The organism is Kitasatospora sp. NEAU-CNBT7 (genome assembly GCF_057220535.1).
Window position 1 is genome coordinate 17,803 of record NZ_JBXQQB010000040.1, and the last position, 15,240, is coordinate 33,042.

The window sequence follows — 15,240 nt, forward strand, 5'->3', positions numbered from 1 at the left end:
CGGGGCCACCGGCCTTCCGTGTGCCGTACGGCCGCTCAGAACTCCTGGCCGGCCTGGCCCGCCTGGCGCCGGCGGTAGTCCCGCATCACCACCGAGCCGCCGGCCAGTCCGGCCACCATCAGCGCGCCCGCGGCCAGCACGAAGGTGCCGGTGCGCTGGTCCCGGTCGGCCTGGGTCTCCGCCAGGCCGAGCGGCTGCGCCACGATCGGCACGGTGTCCAGGCGCACCTTGGCGTCCGGGTGCGGCTTGGGCTCCTGGTCGTTGCCGCCCTGGACGGCCTTGACCGGGTCGACCACGCCCCAGCCGATGAACTTGTTGCGGTCGCGTTCGTTGCGCTGCGCGGTCTGCTCGATCCGGGCCCGGACCTGGGCCGGCGTCCACTTGTCGTGCATCCCGACCAGGATCGCCGCCAGCCCGGACACGTACGGCGCGGAGAAGCTGGTGCCGTTGTCGACGCACTGGCCGCCGGCCGGGACGGTGGAGAGCATGTCCACCCCGGGCGCGACCACCCCGACGAAGTCGCCGTACTGCGAGAACGGGGCGCGCTCGTTGTTGCGGTCCGAGGCGCCGACCGCCAGCACGGTGTCGAAGGCCGCGGGGTAGGTCGGGCCCTCCTTGCCGTCGTTGCCGGAGGAGGCGATCACCACGACGCCCTTGGTCTCCGCGCGGGTGAGGGCGTCGCGCAGCTGGGACTTCATCGGGAAGTCGCCCTCTTCGCCGGTCGCCCGGACGTCCTGCGAGATGTTGATGACCTTGGCGCCCCTGGCGACCGCGGTGTCGATCGCCTTGATCAGCGTCTCGACGTTGCCGTTGCCGTCGCTGTCGTTCTGCCGGATGCTCAGGATCGTCGCGTCCGGGGCGATGCCCACGAAGCCGGTCCGGCCGGGCAGCGGCCTGGCGGCGATGATGCCCGCCACCTTGGTGCCGTGGCCGACCTTGTCGGTCAGCCCGTTGCCCTCGACCGGCTGGTTGGTCTGCCGGTCGACGAGGTACGAGCCGCCGTCCAGGACCTTGTCCTTGAGCTGCAGGTTCTGGTTGTCCACGCCGGTGTCGATCACCGCGACGGTGACCCCCGCGCCGCGTCCGCCCTGCCACAACTCGTCCAGCAGCACCCGCTGCAGCGCCCACGGGGCGCTCGCGACGTCCTGGGACGGGAAGGTGCACTCACCGGCGGCGGCTATCGCGACCGGTGCCTTCACATCGCCCGAGGCGTCCCCCGGCCCGGCCGCGTACGCCGGCCCCGCGGCCGTCACGCCGACCACCCCCAGCACCACCGATGCGGCGGCCAGCCTGCGGTACCTACCCAACGACACCAGTCCACCCCTCTGAATCCACACGATGCCGTGCGCGTCTGCGCGACGCGCGAAGGGCGGGCGTCCTGCCGGACGCCCGCCCCGCTCACCGGTGAGATACCGCCTCACCGGCGAGGTACCGCCCCTGGTGGGCCGTACTCAGCCCCAGATGGTGACGTTCTTCTGCTCGGTCGCCTGGTAGCTCTGCGCGGCGTTGTCCAGCGCGGTCGCGATCTGGCCGAGCACCTGCTGCAGGTCGGCGGCCTTCGCGTCCCACTGCGCCTGGCGGGCCTGGTAGCCCTCCTGGGCCGCGCCCTCCCAGCTGGCCGCGATGCGCTGGACGCCCGCCTTCAGGTCGTCGAGCTGCGACTGGATGCGCGCGGCGGTCTGGCGCACCTCCGAGCCCGCGTTCTGAATGGTCGAGAAATTGACGAGAATGCCGTTGTTGCCAGCCATGGTGTCTCCTTGTCGATGCAGCCGTCGGCGCCCCGTTTACGCAGCCGTCGGCCAAGGCTTCGGATTGAGTCGCCCGCGAGGGCTCAGCCGCCGATGCCGGACAGCGAGGACTGCTGGTCCTCCTCGGTCGCGGCGTAGAGCTTCGTGGTGGCCTCGATCGCCTGCTTGATCTCGTCGAGCACCTTGTTCAGCGCGTTCGCGTCCTCGTTGAAGCGCGACTGCATCTGCTGGTACGCGGCCGCGGCCTGACCCTGCCAGCCCTGGGAGATCGAGTCCACCAGCGAGTTCAGCTTGCCGATCTCCCCCTGAACCTGCGCGTTCACCTCACCGATGCGGTTGGCGAACGCGTTCATCTCCTCAGCGGTCGTCCTGAACTGACCAGCCATGATCCACCGTCCCCCATGAGACAGACTTCGTCCGGATAGTCCTGGCACGGTCTACCCGTCGACACCACGGTGTGATGCCCCGGAGAACTTTAGCCTTCCGACGCAAGACACCCAACACCGGGAGGCGGGTAGTTACCAGACCATGACACTACGCCCCAAAGCGGAATGACGTTCTGTCACGCCTTCCCCTACGCGTTCTGGGCCTGCAGCGCGGCGAAGGTGTTCAGCACACCGCCGCCCGGCACCAGCTTCGACCACTCCACCGGCACCTGGGTGGGGGTGATGTCCTTGTAACCCAGCCGCGCCTGCGCCTCGTTGGCCTCGCTCTTCTGCTCAGGCTGGCCGCCGGGCGCCGGGGTGGCGGAGGCGCCGGCCGCACCGGCCGGGCCGTCGTTGTTGTTCGGCAGCGAGTAGCGCAGACCCGTCTCGGTGATCAGGAAGTCGCTGCCGGACGCCTCCGCGCCGACGTTGTCCACCGCGCGGTACAGCAGGCCGTGGCCCGGCGTCACGTGCGCGCTGAGCGAACCCGAGGAGACCGGCGCCGGGTAGTCGGTCCAGGCCCAGACACTGCGCTTGACCACGTTCTTGTCGATGCCCTCGAAGGTGCTGCAGACCACCGACCGGGCGCCCTTGTCGGTGCCGGCGTTGACCGCCTTGTCGATCCGGTTGGACGGCCAGGTCGCCGGGGCCTTCATCGCCTCGGTGTCCACCAGCGGCGCCAGCTTGGCGTTGTCCGACGGGGTCAGCTGGAACGGCTCCGGCTTCTTCCGGTCGTACACCGTGTCCATCCCCGGGTCGTTGAGGATCAGTTCGGCCTGCAGCGGCGTCACGGCGTAGATGTGGTCGGTGCCGACCACGAAGAAGCTGTCCTGGAACTGCAGCACCCGGCCGACCCGCTTCTCGGCCGCCGAGGAGACGTCCACCGTGGAGGGGGTGACCTTGCCGTCCGCGAAGCCGGGGATCTTCGGGAAGGTGATCGCCTTGCCGTCGGCGAGCGTGCGCAGCCAGTCGTCGGTCACCTGCTGCGGCTGCGTGCCGCGGCCGAACAGCGCCGACTCCATGGCCTGCTGGTCGCCGGCCGGGGTGTCGACCGGGCCGACCGCGTGCCGGGTACCGGTGGAGTCCACCAGGTACTTGCTGCCCGGGCTGCCACCGGTCGGCGGGCCCTGGACGAACAGCGCCTGGCCGTCGGCGAGCATCTTGTCCTTGGCCGCCAGGGTCTCGGCCTCCTTGTCGGCCGCCACGAAGACCGACTGGCTGATCGACTCCTGGGTGTTGGTCGCGTTGCCGGGACGGTCGCAGACCGACCACTTCTTCGCCGTACCCGCGTCGGCCGCCTTCGGCAGCCGGTCCGGCGCGTACGGGATCCCGATCGTCGCCCCGTGGTTGCGGTACTTGTCGAGCACGTCGTCGGCGACCGGCATCACCTCGGCGCCGGCCGGCAGCACCAGCCGGGCCGAGGACATGTTCAGCACCTGGTGGAGCACCATCTGCCCGTTGGCCGGGTCCTTGAGCACCACGTACCGGGTGGTCGACTGCTTCGCCTGGACGATGTACTTGCCGCTGTCCCAGTTCACCGGCGCGGCCGGCTTGATGACACCCCACATGCCGAAGCCCGCCACCGTGACCGCCGCCACCACGAAGCTCGGCAGCACCGCGCGCACCGGACGAGGCGCGTCCTCGTCGTTGCCGCCGCCACTGGGCTGCAGGAAGGCGCCGACCATCCGCTTGCGTGCGAAGGTGTAGGCGTTCAGCTCGTCCCGGCGTGATGCCATGCTTGTCGTCTCCCCTGTGTGACCGACATCTGTGGTTGCGTCAGCGCACGTGTCCGGTGCGCGAGTCTGCCACCCCGGGCCACCCGGCCGGGCACCCCCCACCGGCACGAGGACCGGCCAACCCTCTACGATGCGGCAGCAGACGGTGAGTACGGTACGGGTACGGTTCGCCGACCGGCCAACCGGGCCGTGATATCTGATCAGAGAGGGCCACTCGGGGGATGCCAAGCCAGTCCGCTCCAGCGCGACGCAGCACATCACAGGGCCGGACGCCGGAGAGCCGGGGAGGACGCCGGGCGGCCGCCGCCGCGCGGCCCGCGCCCACCGCCGCGGTCACGCCGAAGGTCCAGCCCAGGCCGGGGCTGCTCGGCAGCCGGCTGCGCCTGCAGCAGCTCGTGCTGCTGGAGGTCGCCGCCGCCCTGGTCGCGGTGGGCTGGACGATCAAGCCGATGATGGCCGGCGTCTTCGCGGTGCCCGCCGTCGTCCTCGTGGTGGTGGCCCTGCTGCCGCTGTCCGGCCGGACCGCGCCCGAGGGCATGCGGGTCCGTCTCGCGCTCAAGTCCCGCCGCAAGGAGGCGCAGTACAACGTGCCGCCGCCCGGCACCGACCCGGCGCTGGCTCCCGCCCTGGAGCTGGAGCCGGCCCTGCGCACGTACACCCACGCCACCGAGACCGACCTCGGCGACGGCCGGCCGCTGCGCCGGGAGACCGGCATGGTCGGCGACGGCACCTTCCTGACCTCGGTCCTGCTGGTGCAGGCCAAGGACCAGCCGCTGCGTCCGCACCGGACCGCACTGCCGCTGCCGCTGGACGTGATCTGCTCGGCCCTCCAGGTGGACGACATCACCCTGGAGTCGGTGCAGCTGGTCCAGCACACCCAGCCCGCCCCGGCGCCGCACCTGCCGGACCAGTCGCTGGCGTTCCGCGCCTACCACCAGCTGCCGGACGGGCTCACCACCCCGGGGCTCCGGCTGACCTGGGTCGCGCTGAAGCTCGACCCGGAGAAGGCCGCCTCGGCGGTGCTGGCCCGCGGCGGCGGCGAGGAGGGCGCGCGCAAGACCCTGCAGCGCGTCACCGACCAGCTGGCCGGCCGGCTCAACAGTGCCGGGTTCACCGCCACCGTGCTGGACGAGCGCGAGCTGATCGCGGCGCTGGCCATCTCGATCTGCGCCAACCCGGTGGCGGTGGCCGGCCGTCAGGGCACCGGCGGCGGCGGGCTCGGCGCCCGCCGGACCCAGGAGAGCGGCAAGTTCTGGCGGATCGACGACCGCTGGCACAGCACCTACTGGATCTCCAAGTGGCCGCAGCTGAGCCGCCCCGGCGGCGCCCCCGGCCGGATCTCCGCACCCGACCTGGTCAACCTGGTCACCGGCACGCCCGCGCTGGCCAGCACCTTCAGCCTGACCGCCGGCCACGGCATGGGCGGCTCGGTCGCGATCAGCGGACACGTCCGGGTGACCGGCCGCAGCGAGAGCGAGGTCGCCCAGGTCGGCCGCCTGGTCGAGACCCGTGCGCAGAGCGCCGGGGTCGGCCTGACCCGCCTCGACCTGGAGCAGGCGCCCGGCCTGCTCGCCACGCTGCCCCTGGGAGGAACTTCCTGATGGCGTATCAGAGCTACCCCGCCCAGGCCCCGCAGCCCGGCCCGGACCAGCCCCGCCCGCCGAAGATCCGCCCCGGCTTCGGCCTGCGCGGCCCCAGCCGGGAGAAGCACGTCCTGACCACCGAGGACCTGGCCGCGCTGTCCTTCCCGGTCGGCGACGACGGTGTGCTGATCGGCGTCGACCCGCAGCAGCAGCCCGCCGTGATCGGTCTGTTCCGCCCCTCCTCGTACGAGGTGGTGCTGGTCGGCGGCATGTGGACGGCGCAGATCATCGCGCTGCGGGCGGCCGCCACCGGCGCCCGGGTCGCGGTCGAGACCGGCCGCCCGCAGGCCTGGTCGCCGATGGCGCAGGCGGCCGGCGGCGGCCAGCCGTGCGTGACGGTGCACCAGGTCGGCCGGCTCGGCGCCCAGGGCGCCTCGGTGGCCTCGCCGGTGCTGGTCGTGCGCGACCTCGGCGCCCGCCCGTCGCGCAGCCGGCTGTCCGCGACGCCGTGGCAGACCACCCTGACCCTGCTCCCGTACCTCGGCCCGAACGCCGCCCGGGTGCTCAACGCGGCCGACCTGGTCGGCCTGCAGCGGATCTCCCCGCAGGAGTCCGACCTGGTCGGGCGGCTGCTGTCGCTCGGGAGCGCGGAGGTCGCGGCACTGCCCACGCTCGGTGACAACATCACGCTGTGGGCGACCCGGATGCGGCGTCAGTACGTCATGACCAACCCGGGCGAGGCCGAGGCCCAGGTGCTCGGCGCACCGCGCCGGATGGACTGACCCGTCCGCCCGTTCCGTCCGGCCGTGCCGGCCCGCCCACCGGGGCGGGCCGGCACGGGTGCTTGGCCCGGGGGCCGGAAGTGCGCCGCAGGTCGGCGCGGCACCGCCCGACCGGACGTGAGATGCGGCACCGCCTTCAGATGACCACGATTCACGGCCTAGTCTTGTTGCCGACGGTACCGCGCCCAATGGCGGCGAAAACGAGGGAGCCCAAGTGAGCAGCGATCGGGACGGCGTCTACGTCGGCGACAACGCGGCGGAGGACGACGACGACTGGTCCGACGCCCCTGACTACACGCCACCCTCCTGGTACACGCAGAGTTCGGACGGTGCACCGGCGGCCCCGGCCCCCGCACCGGCCGCGGCCGTGCCCGACACCCCGGCACCGGCGCCGGCGCCGGCGCCCGCCGCGCCCGCTCCGCCGGCCGAGGTGCCGCCGCAGCAGGGCGCCCCCGTGCCGGCCCCCGTCGCCCCGGCACCGGCACCCGCTCCCGTCGCCCCGGCTCCCGTCGCCCAGACCACCGCTGCCCCGGCTCCCGTCGCCCAGAGCACCGCCGCGTCCGCCCCGGCTCCCCTCGCCGCGCCGGCCCCGGCCGCCGAGCCCGCCGCGGTCCCCGCGCCGGCCGCCCCGCAGCCATCGGTGGCCGAGGCCCCGCCGGTGCAGGTCCAGTCCGCGCCGGCGCCCGCGCCCGCCCCGCTGCCCGAGCAGACCGCCGGGCAGCAGCCGCCGGCCTGGCCGCACCCCGAGCAGGCCGGTGCGCCGACGCCGCCGACGCCGGTCCAGCAGGCCCCGGTGCAGCAGCCGCCGGTGGCGCAGCCCCCGTTCCCGCAGCAGGCCGGCCAGCACCTGCCGGGCCAACTGCCGCCGCAGGCCCCGCCCGTGCAGCACGGCCAGCCGGGACCGGCCGGCCCGCAGTACGCACCGCCCGGTCAGCCCTGGCCGCCGCAGGCCGCGCAGCAGCCGGGCCCGCCCGCCCCGCAGCCGGTGGCCGACCCGCGGCAGGGCGGCTGGCCGCAGCAAGGCCCGTACCCGCAGCAGCCGCACGCGCCCGGCTACCCGCAGCAGCAGGGCATGCCGCAGGCGCCCGCCGCGTTCCAGGGCGGCGGCCAGCAGCCGACCGCGCACGGCGCGGCGCTCGGCTACACCGCCGCGGTCGAACTGTCCTCGGACCGGCTGCTGCGCGGCCAGCCGAAGGCGCAGCGCCAGCAGCCGCGGTTCCAGTTCGGCGGCAAGGCGGCGCAGGCCGACCGGGCGCGCAAGCTGGAGCAGATCCGCACCCCGGTGATGACCTGCTACCGGATCGCGGTGATCAGCCTCAAGGGCGGGGTCGGCAAGACCACGACCACCACCTCGCTCGGCGCCACACTGGCCAGCGAGCGGCAGGACAAGGTGGTGGCGATCGACGCCAACCCGGACGCCGGCACCCTCGGCCGCCGGATCAAGCGTCAGACCGGCGCGACCATCCGCGACCTGGTGACGGCCATCCCGCACCTGCGCAGCTACATGGACGTCCGGCAGTTCACCTCGCAGGACCTCAACTCGGGCCTGGAGATCGTCGCCAACGACGTGGACCCGGCCGTCTCCACCACCTTCGACGACTCGGACTACCGGCAGGTCATCGAGGTCCTCGGCCAGCACTACCCGATCATCCTGACCGACTCCGGCACCGGCCTGCTGTACAGCGCGATGCGCGGGGTGCTCGACCTGGCCGACCAGCTGATCGTGGTCGCCACCCCGAGCGTGGACGGCGCCAGCAGCGCCTCCACCACGCTGGACTGGCTCTCCGCGCACGGCTACGCCGACCTGGTGCAGCGCAGCATCACGGTGGTCTCCGGGGTCCGCGAGACCAGCAAGATGATCCGGATCGAGGACATCGTCGCGCACTTCGAGACCCGCTGCCGCGGGGTGGTCGTGGTGCCGTTCGACGAGAGCCTGGCGGCCGGCGCCGAGGTCAACCTGCAGATGATGCGGCCCAAGGTCCGGGACGCGTACTTCGAGCTGGCCGCGCTGGTCGGCGAGGACATCGCGCGCGCCCAGCAGGGCGGCGGCTGGCAGGCCCAGGGGTACCCGCAGCAGCAGCCCGGCCCCGGCTACCCGCAGCAGCAGTACCCGCCGCAGCAGCCCGGTCCGGGCTACCCGCAGCAGCCGTACCCGCCGCAGGGCGGCTACCCGGGCGCGCCCGCGCCGGGTGCGCCGTGGGCCCCGCAGCCGGGCCAGGCACCGCCGCCCGGGTACGGGCCGGGCCAGCAGCAGCCGTACCCGCCGCAGGGTGCGCAGCAGCCCCCGCAGGAGTGGCTCCAGCAGGGCCAGCCGGGTCAGCCCGGCCAGCAGCCGGGCCAGCCGGGCTACGGGTACCCGCCGCCGCAGGAGCAGGGCCAGCCCGGCCAGCAGCCGCCCGCACCGGGGTACGGCTACCCGCCGCCGCAGCAGTAGCGGCGGCCGCACGCGGCTCGGCCCACCGGAAGGGAGTCCGGCGGGCCGAACCGTTTGCGTACAGGGCCGAGCCGTTGGCGTACGGGGGCGGGCGGCGGTGCGTGACGGGCGGTCAGGCCGCCCGCCCGGGCAGGCCCGCGGTCAGGACCCCTCGGTCAGTTCACGGGCCCGCTTGACGTCGTCGGCCATCCGGTCGAGCAGCGCCTCGATGGACTCGAACTTCTCCATGCCCCGCAGGTAGGCCAGGAAGTCGACGGCGACGTGCAGGCCGTACAGGTCGAGGCCGACCCGGTCGATGGCGTACGCCTCGACCGTGCGCGCGGTGCCGTCGAAGGTCGGGTTGGTACCGACCGAGATGGCGGCGGGCATCCTCTCCGCGGGCCCGCCGTCGGGCAGCTGCGAACCGTGCGCCGGTACGGTCAGCCAGCCCGCGTACACGCCGTCGGCCGGGACCGCGCTGTGCGGCACGGTGTCGACGTTGGCGGTCGGGTAGCCGAGTTCGCGGCCGCGCTGCGCGCCGCGCACCACCACGCCCTCGACCCGGTGCGGGCGGCCGAGCACCTCGGCGACCCCGGTCAGGTCGCCCTCGCCGACCAGCCGCCGGGCCAGCGTGGAGGAGAACGGCTCGCCGCCGCCGGCCGCACCGCGCACCTGCAGGTCGAGCACCTCGACCTCGAAGTCGTCCGCCCGGCCCAGCTCGGCGAGCAGCGCCACGTCGCCGGCGGCCCGGTGTCCGAAGCGGAAGTTCGGGCCCTCCACCACCAGGCGGGCGTGCAGCGCCTCCACCAGCACCTGGCGGACGAAGAACTCCGGCGACTCCTTGGAGAACTCCAGGGTGAACGGCAGGACCAGCACCGCGTCCACGCCGAGCTCCTCGATCAGCTCCGCCCGGCGCGGCTGCGGGGCCAGCAGCGGCGGGTGGCTGCCCGGCCGGACCACCTCGCTGGGGTGCGGGTCGAAGGTCACCACCACCGACCGGGCGCCCAGCTCGCGGGCGCGCTCGACCACCCGGCTGATGATCAGCTGATGACCGCGGTGCACACCGTCGAACGATCCGATGGTGACGACGCTGCGCCCCCAGTCCCCGGGGATCTCCTCCAGGCCACGCCAGCGCTGCACCCTGACCGCTCCTCGTTCCCTATGCCGTGGTTACCGTGCCCTGCACGACCAGGCGCACTCGAACACCCAAACCTGAACCCCTATAGCGTGCCATGCGCCCGACCCTGCTCCGGCACCGGAACGGCCGCTGAGCGCGGCGCCGGTGCCCGGCCGGTGCGCTCGGCCCGGGCGGCGGCGTACTGCGGGTCCCCGCCGGCGGCGGCCAGGCTCCGCATCCGCGCCACCAACGGCCCGGCGGGGGGCGGCGGTTCGTCCGGCGGCCAGCCGGCCAGCAGGGCCGCGAAGGCGGCCGAGCGGCCCGCGCAGCGCACCAGCAGGGCGTCCGCGCCGGGCCACCGGACACCGAGCCGACGGACCAGCTCGCGCAGCCGGGCCGGCCGGTACTGCCCCACCCGGTCCACCAGCGCGGCCAGCACCGCGCCGAGCACCTCCGGGTCCCGCTCGGCCGCCAGGACGGTGTCCAGCAGCCACCCGCGCTCCGGATCGCCCGGCGCCACCAGCAGCAGGGCGAGCGCCCGGCGGGCGCCCGGCGGCGCGGTGATCACCCCGGCCAGCAGCGGCTGGACGTCCCGGCCGAGTTCCAGCAGCCGGTCCAGGTACCCCGCCAGTGCGGCCAGCAGCGGGGCGCGTTCGGGCTGCCGGCGCAGCAGCGCGGCCACCAGCTGCATGCCCTGCCGGGCGACCTGCGGGTCGGCCGCCCCGGCGAGCACCCGCAGCGCCGGGCCGACGGCGCCCCGCGGCCGCGCCAGGCGTTCCCGAAAGGCCGTCAGCACGGCATCGGGGTGGGTGTCCAGGGCGGGGGCCAGCACCTCGGGGGTGACGAACGGGTCGTCCGCCAGGTACGCGGCCAGCGCGTCGGCCAGCCGGGCGCTCCTGGTCGCCGGGTCGCGGACCAGCAGTGCGAGCGCCGCCCCGTGCAGGGCCGGCTCGTCCTCCCGGGCCAGCAGCGTCCGTGCGGTGTGCCGCAGCAGCCGCGGCCCGGGTCCGCTCGCGTGCGGGGCGGTGCGCAGCGCGTGCACCGCGGCCGCCACGTGCCGTTCCGGCCGCGGGTCGTGGCTCCAGCGGTCGACGGCGCGGCAGAGCGCGGAGGGTTCCTCGGCGGAGAGCAGGCCGAGCAGGGCGTCGGCGCGCGGGTGGGCGGCCGCCACCAGGGCCTCCGTCAGGTCGTCCAGCGCCAGCCTGCGGTGGGCGAACAGCAGCTCGTGGGCGGCCTCGGCCGCGGCTGCCGCGGCCGCCGCGGCCGCCTCGTCGGCGCCGGGTCCGCGGCCGGCGGGCTCCCGGCCGGCGGGCTCCCGGCCGGCGGGCTCCCGGCCGCTGGCGGGCCGGTCGTCGAGCCATCCGCACAGCAGCGGGATCACCGTGCCCGGCGCCGCCGTGAGCAGCGCGGCGGTGACGGTACGGAAGGTCTGCCCGGGTCCGTCCGTGGCGACCAGCCGACGCAGCAGGGCCAGCCGGTCCGCCGGTGCGAGCGACAGGGAGGCCCAGAACTCGGGGCCGAACCTCGGGTCCCGGCCGGCCCGCTCCGCGAGCCGTTGCAGCAGCGCGCGGTGCACCCCGGCATCGGGCACCGTCGGCAGCACCGCGGCCAGCAGCCGCCCGGCCCACCAGTCCCGTTCGCTGCCCGGCTCGGCCGCCTCCAGGGCCGGCCACAGCCGTTCCAGCAGGTCCAGCCGTTCCAGCCGGTCCGGGCGGCCGTCCGGCGCCTCCGCCCCGCCGACCGTACCGGCTGCCTCCGACCGCTCCGGGGCACGCCGGCGGAGTCCCGCCGGGTCCACGGCGCTCCACCGGCCCTCGGCCGGGAGGTGCGCCCAGCCGTCACCGGGCGGCCGGGCGCCCGACGCCGCGGTCTCGTCCGACGCGGCCCTGCAGACGCGCCCCAGCGCCGCCACCACCGGGCCGACCCGGTGCCGGGGCACTCCGTGTGGCACCCGGCCGTCCGCCGCCGTCGCCGTGTCCCCCGCCGTCCCGTCCGCCGGGGTCCTGTCCGCCGGGGTCCCGTCCCCTGCCGTACCGTCCTCGCCCGTCCCGGCGTGCTCCGGCCCGGGCCGGTCCGGGGGCGGTGCACCGTCAGCGGGGCCGTCCAGGCCGTCCGGCCCGCCCGGCCCGCCCGTTCCGCCCGTTCCGCCTTCGGCAGGCCCTTCCGGTACGCCGTCCGGGGCCCGCTCGGCCAGCAGCAGCCGCAGGGCCTCGTCGAGGTCGAGGTGCAGGCTCTGCAGCCAGTCGGCCTGCTCCTCGTACGCCGTCCGGAAGCCCGGTCCGGCCGGCACGAACAGCCCCTCGGCCAGGACCGCCGCGGCCCAGCCCCCGGCCACCGGGGAGAGCCGGTCGAAGTCGGCCGCGTCCAGCCCGCCGTGGCCGGTGCCGAGCATCAGCCGGGCCGCCTCGTGGACCCGCCCGGCCATCACGGCCGCCAGCCGCCGGATCCGGCCCGCGTCCTCGCCGGGTGGCGGCGGGGCGCCCCGGCGGTGGGCGCCCTGCCGGCGCGGTCCGGCCGCGGCGAGCCGCCGGGCGGCCCGTAGGCAGAGCAGGTCCAGGTGGGCGGCGAACAGTTCGTCGCGTCCGGGCGCCGGCCCGGTCACCCCCGCCGAGTGCAGTTCGCCGGCGAGCCGGACGGCCAGCGGGTGCACCGCGTCCGCCGGGTCGAGCCAGCCGGGCGGCAGCCCGTAGCGGCGGGCGGCGCGCGCGGCCGCGTCGGCGGGCAGCGGGCCCAGCCGGTGCACGTCGGCGCCGGGGTGCCAGCATCCGAGGCGTTCCCAGCCGTCCGGCCGGGCGGCGGTCAGCAGGCGGGCGCCGGTGGCGGCCAGCCAGTGCGTCCCGGCGGCCAGCCACTCGGCGGTGGGTGCGGCCGGGGCCTCCTCGGGTCCGTCCAGCACCACGAGCAGCGGGCGCCGGGCGACGGTGCCGAGCGCCGCGGCCGGGGACGCCTCGGGTGCGGGCACGCCGAGCAGGGCGGCGGCGCGGGCCAGGGCGCGTCCGACCGGGGCGGCCAGCGAGTCGTCCCCGGGGTCGAGGTCGGCGCCGCGCAGCCACAGTGTGGGCAGCGCGTTCGGGCCGGTGGACCGGCGGACCGCCAGTGCGGCGATCTCGGTGGTCCGGCCGGTGCCGGGCGCGCCGAGCAGGACGGTGACGGTCCGGCGCGGCTCCTCGCCGCAGATGCCGTCGGGGCGGTCGACCCGGTCCGCCGCCAGGTCGGCGATCCGGCCGGGCCCCGCGGTGGCGCTGCCGAGCTGGACGGCGGCCAGACGCAGCAGTCCGGCCAGGTTGAGGGCGCGCCCGAAGGCGGGTACCTCGGCGGCGTTGCGCTCCAGCAGCTCGCCGAGCGGGCCGGCCGTGGACGCACCCGCGGTGGACCCACCGGCGGACGAGCCGGCAGCGGACGAACCGGCGGCACCAGGGCCGGCGGCGGACGAACCGGCGGTAGCCGGGCCGGGCCGCAGCGGAGCGGCCGCGATCAGGTCGGGCCGGCCGAGGCCGCCGCGCAGGATCAGGCCGGGCGCGACCACGGCGAGTACCGCGCCGGTGTCGGCGTCCAGGACCGGCGTGCCGGCCGGCGGGACCGGCCCGGGGCGGTCCGGCCGGATCAGCAGGGCGCCGGCGACCGGATGGAAGTCCTCCTGCCACGGGTACCCGGCGGCGCAGCGGCCCAGCACCCCGCCGGGCCGGGGCCGCTCCCCGGCCTCCTGCAGCATCACCACCGGCCCGCCGCCGGGGTCGGCACCCTCCTCGGGCCCGGCCCCGTGGGTGCCATGGGCGAGCGGGAGCGCGGGCCCGGGCAGGCCGCCGACGGTGTCGGTGCGCAGCAGGGCCAGCGCCTGCCCGGGCAGCAGGTCGATGTTCCCGGCGCCGAGCACCCGGCTCTGCCCGCCGGGGGTGTGCAGCACCACCCGGTCGAGTCCGGCCACCACCTCGTGCGCGGTGACCACCGTGCCGTGCCGGTCGGCGACGAACCCCAGCCCACGCAGCCCGCCGTCCAGGTCCCGGACCAGCAGCACCGCCTGGGCCGGGTCCGCCGCCGCACCGGTGTACCTCCCGGCCATGTCGCCCCGCCTCCCCGTGCCGGGCCGGCCGGGCGCCGGACCGGGCCCGGCACGGCTGCCGTTCTCGCGGCGGGGAGCCTGCCCAGCCCGGCGGGCGTACCACCGCGCCCACGCCGTTCACCACGGGCTTTCGCCTCGCGCGCTCCCCCGTGCGGATGAACCGGGGACGGATCCGGACGCACCCTCCCCCACCGCGCCCCGCTCCGGCCCCACCCACGCCCCACCCGCCGCGCCCACCAGCTCCACCGCCGCCCCGTACGCCGACGGGCCGCCGCCCGTACGCCGACGGGCCGCCACCCCGTACGCCGACGGCCGCCGCCCGGGAGCGGGCGGCGGCCGTCACATGGGCCGGGTACGGAGGGGGGCCGGGTAGGTACCGAGTGGGGGTCAGCCGACGAAGACGGCGACCGGGCGGGCGCTGCCGCCCTTCTCCTCCACCAGGGCCAGGAACCGCCCGTCCGGGTCGAAGACCGCGATCGGACCGTCCACCCCGAGGCCGGGGGCGGCGAGCTTCATGCCGTTGGACAGCAGCCGGGCCTGGTCGGCGTCGATGTCCCAGCGCGGGAAGGCGGCGTCGGCGGCGTCCGCGATCGGCAGCACCTCCAGCTTCTCCTCCAGCTGCTCCAGCGTGCGGGCCGACTCCACGCCGTACGGGCCGACCCGGGTGCGCCGCAGCGCGGTGAGGTGGCCGCCGACCCCGAGGCCCTCGCCCAGGTCGCGGGCGAGCGCCCGGATGTAGGTGCCGGAGGAGCACTCGACGGTGACGTCCAGGTCGATCACCGGGGTGCCGTCCTCGGCGAGCGCCGTCCGCTGCCCGTGCACGGTGAAGGAGTGCACGGTGGTGGGCCGGGCGGCGAGTTCGAAGTCCTCGCCCTCGCGGACCCGCGCGTAGGACCGCTTGCCGTCGATCTTGATCGCACTGACCTTGGACGGGACCTGCATGATCTCGCCGGTCAGGGCCGCGATCCCGGCGTCGATCGCCTCCCGGGTCACCGCCTCGGCCGATGAGGAGGCGGTGACCTCGCCCTCCCGGTCGTCCGTGACGGTGGTCTGGCCGAGCCGGATGGTGGCCTCGTAGGTCTTGGCGGTGAGCATCAGGTGCCCGAGCAGCCGGGTGGCCCGCTCCACCCCGATCACCAGCACACCGGTGGCCATCGGGTCGAGCGTGCCGGCGTGGCCGACCTTCCTGGTGCCGGCCAGCCACCGCATCTTGGCGACCACCCCGTGCGAGGTGATGCCCTCCGGCTTGTCGACGATGACCAGGCCGTCCGGGCCGGTTCCCTTGCGCTTCATCGGTTCTTCTCTGTGCGGTGGCGGATGTGCGGGTGACGGATGGGGGGGTGCGGGCGGCCGGGCGGCGGCTGCGGCCACCGCGG

10 protein-coding genes are annotated in these 15,240 nt (G+C 75.8%); 3 read left to right on the plus strand and 7 right to left on the minus strand.

Annotation, left to right across the window (positions count from 1 at the left end; all coding sequences use genetic code 11):
* Nucleotides 1-35 precede the first annotated feature (35 nt).
* From mycP to eccB, 4 genes are all read right to left on the minus strand, one after another.
* Nucleotides 36-1,313 carry a type VII secretion-associated serine protease mycosin gene (gene mycP / locus AC2TEW_RS33720; RefSeq protein ID WP_484627080.1) on the minus strand — a complete coding sequence of 426 codons (1,278 nt, stop codon included), beginning with the start codon at nucleotides 1,311-1,313 and terminating at the stop codon, nucleotides 36-38.
* Between the two features lie 138 nt (nucleotides 1,314-1,451).
* Nucleotides 1,452-1,748, minus strand: a complete 297-nt coding sequence (locus AC2TEW_RS33725; protein ID WP_484627081.1) for a WXG100 family type VII secretion target — start codon at nucleotides 1,746-1,748, stop codon at nucleotides 1,452-1,454.
* Between the two features lie 83 nt (nucleotides 1,749-1,831).
* Nucleotides 1,832-2,134 (minus strand): WXG100 family type VII secretion target, encoded by a 303-nt coding sequence (locus tag AC2TEW_RS33730; RefSeq protein WP_033817668.1) that lies wholly within the window; start codon nucleotides 2,132-2,134, stop codon nucleotides 1,832-1,834.
* A gap of 188 nt (nucleotides 2,135-2,322) precedes the next feature.
* The gene (gene eccB / locus AC2TEW_RS33735; RefSeq protein WP_484627082.1) at nucleotides 2,323-3,909 is read right to left on the minus strand and encodes a type VII secretion protein EccB; all 1,587 of its coding nucleotides are present in this window, start codon (nucleotides 3,907-3,909) and stop codon (nucleotides 2,323-2,325) included.
* Nucleotides 3,910-4,130: 221 nt separating this feature from the next.
* Between eccB and eccE the strand changes: the two genes are divergently transcribed.
* The 3 genes from eccE to AC2TEW_RS33750 all read left to right on the plus strand — a co-directional run bounded on the left by eccE (nucleotide 4,131) and on the right by AC2TEW_RS33750 (nucleotide 8,708).
* Nucleotides 4,131-5,510 carry a type VII secretion protein EccE gene (gene eccE, locus AC2TEW_RS33740; RefSeq protein ID WP_484627083.1) on the plus strand — a complete coding sequence of 460 codons (1,380 nt, stop codon included), beginning with the start codon at nucleotides 4,131-4,133 and terminating at the stop codon, nucleotides 5,508-5,510.
* On the plus strand, nucleotides 5,510-6,274 hold the full coding sequence (locus tag AC2TEW_RS33745; RefSeq protein ID WP_484627084.1) for a hypothetical protein: 765 nt from the start codon (nucleotides 5,510-5,512) through the stop codon (nucleotides 6,272-6,274). Before eccE ends, AC2TEW_RS33745 begins: the two co-directional genes overlap by 1 nt.
* 214 nt (nucleotides 6,275-6,488) lie before the next feature.
* The gene (locus AC2TEW_RS33750; protein ID WP_484627085.1) at nucleotides 6,489-8,708 is read left to right on the plus strand and encodes a nucleotide-binding protein; all 2,220 of its coding nucleotides are present in this window, start codon (nucleotides 6,489-6,491) and stop codon (nucleotides 8,706-8,708) included.
* Between the two features lie 141 nt (nucleotides 8,709-8,849).
* Here the strand turns inward: AC2TEW_RS33750 and AC2TEW_RS33755 are convergent, their stop codons facing one another.
* The 3 genes from AC2TEW_RS33755 to truB all read right to left on the minus strand — a co-directional run bounded on the left by AC2TEW_RS33755 (nucleotide 8,850) and on the right by truB (nucleotide 15,157).
* Nucleotides 8,850-9,827, minus strand: coding sequence for a bifunctional riboflavin kinase/FAD synthetase (locus AC2TEW_RS33755; protein ID WP_484627086.1), 978 nt, complete (start codon nucleotides 9,825-9,827; stop codon nucleotides 8,850-8,852).
* Nucleotides 9,828-9,907: 80 nt separating this feature from the next.
* Nucleotides 9,908-13,864, minus strand: a complete 3,957-nt coding sequence (locus AC2TEW_RS33760; protein WP_484627087.1) for a hypothetical protein — start codon at nucleotides 13,862-13,864, stop codon at nucleotides 9,908-9,910.
* A 387-nt stretch (nucleotides 13,865-14,251) separates the two neighbouring features.
* Entirely contained in the window at nucleotides 14,252-15,157 is a 906-nt protein-coding gene (gene truB, locus AC2TEW_RS33765; RefSeq protein ID WP_484627088.1) for a tRNA pseudouridine(55) synthase TruB, read from the minus strand.
* Between the last annotated feature and the right edge of the window lie 83 nt (nucleotides 15,158-15,240).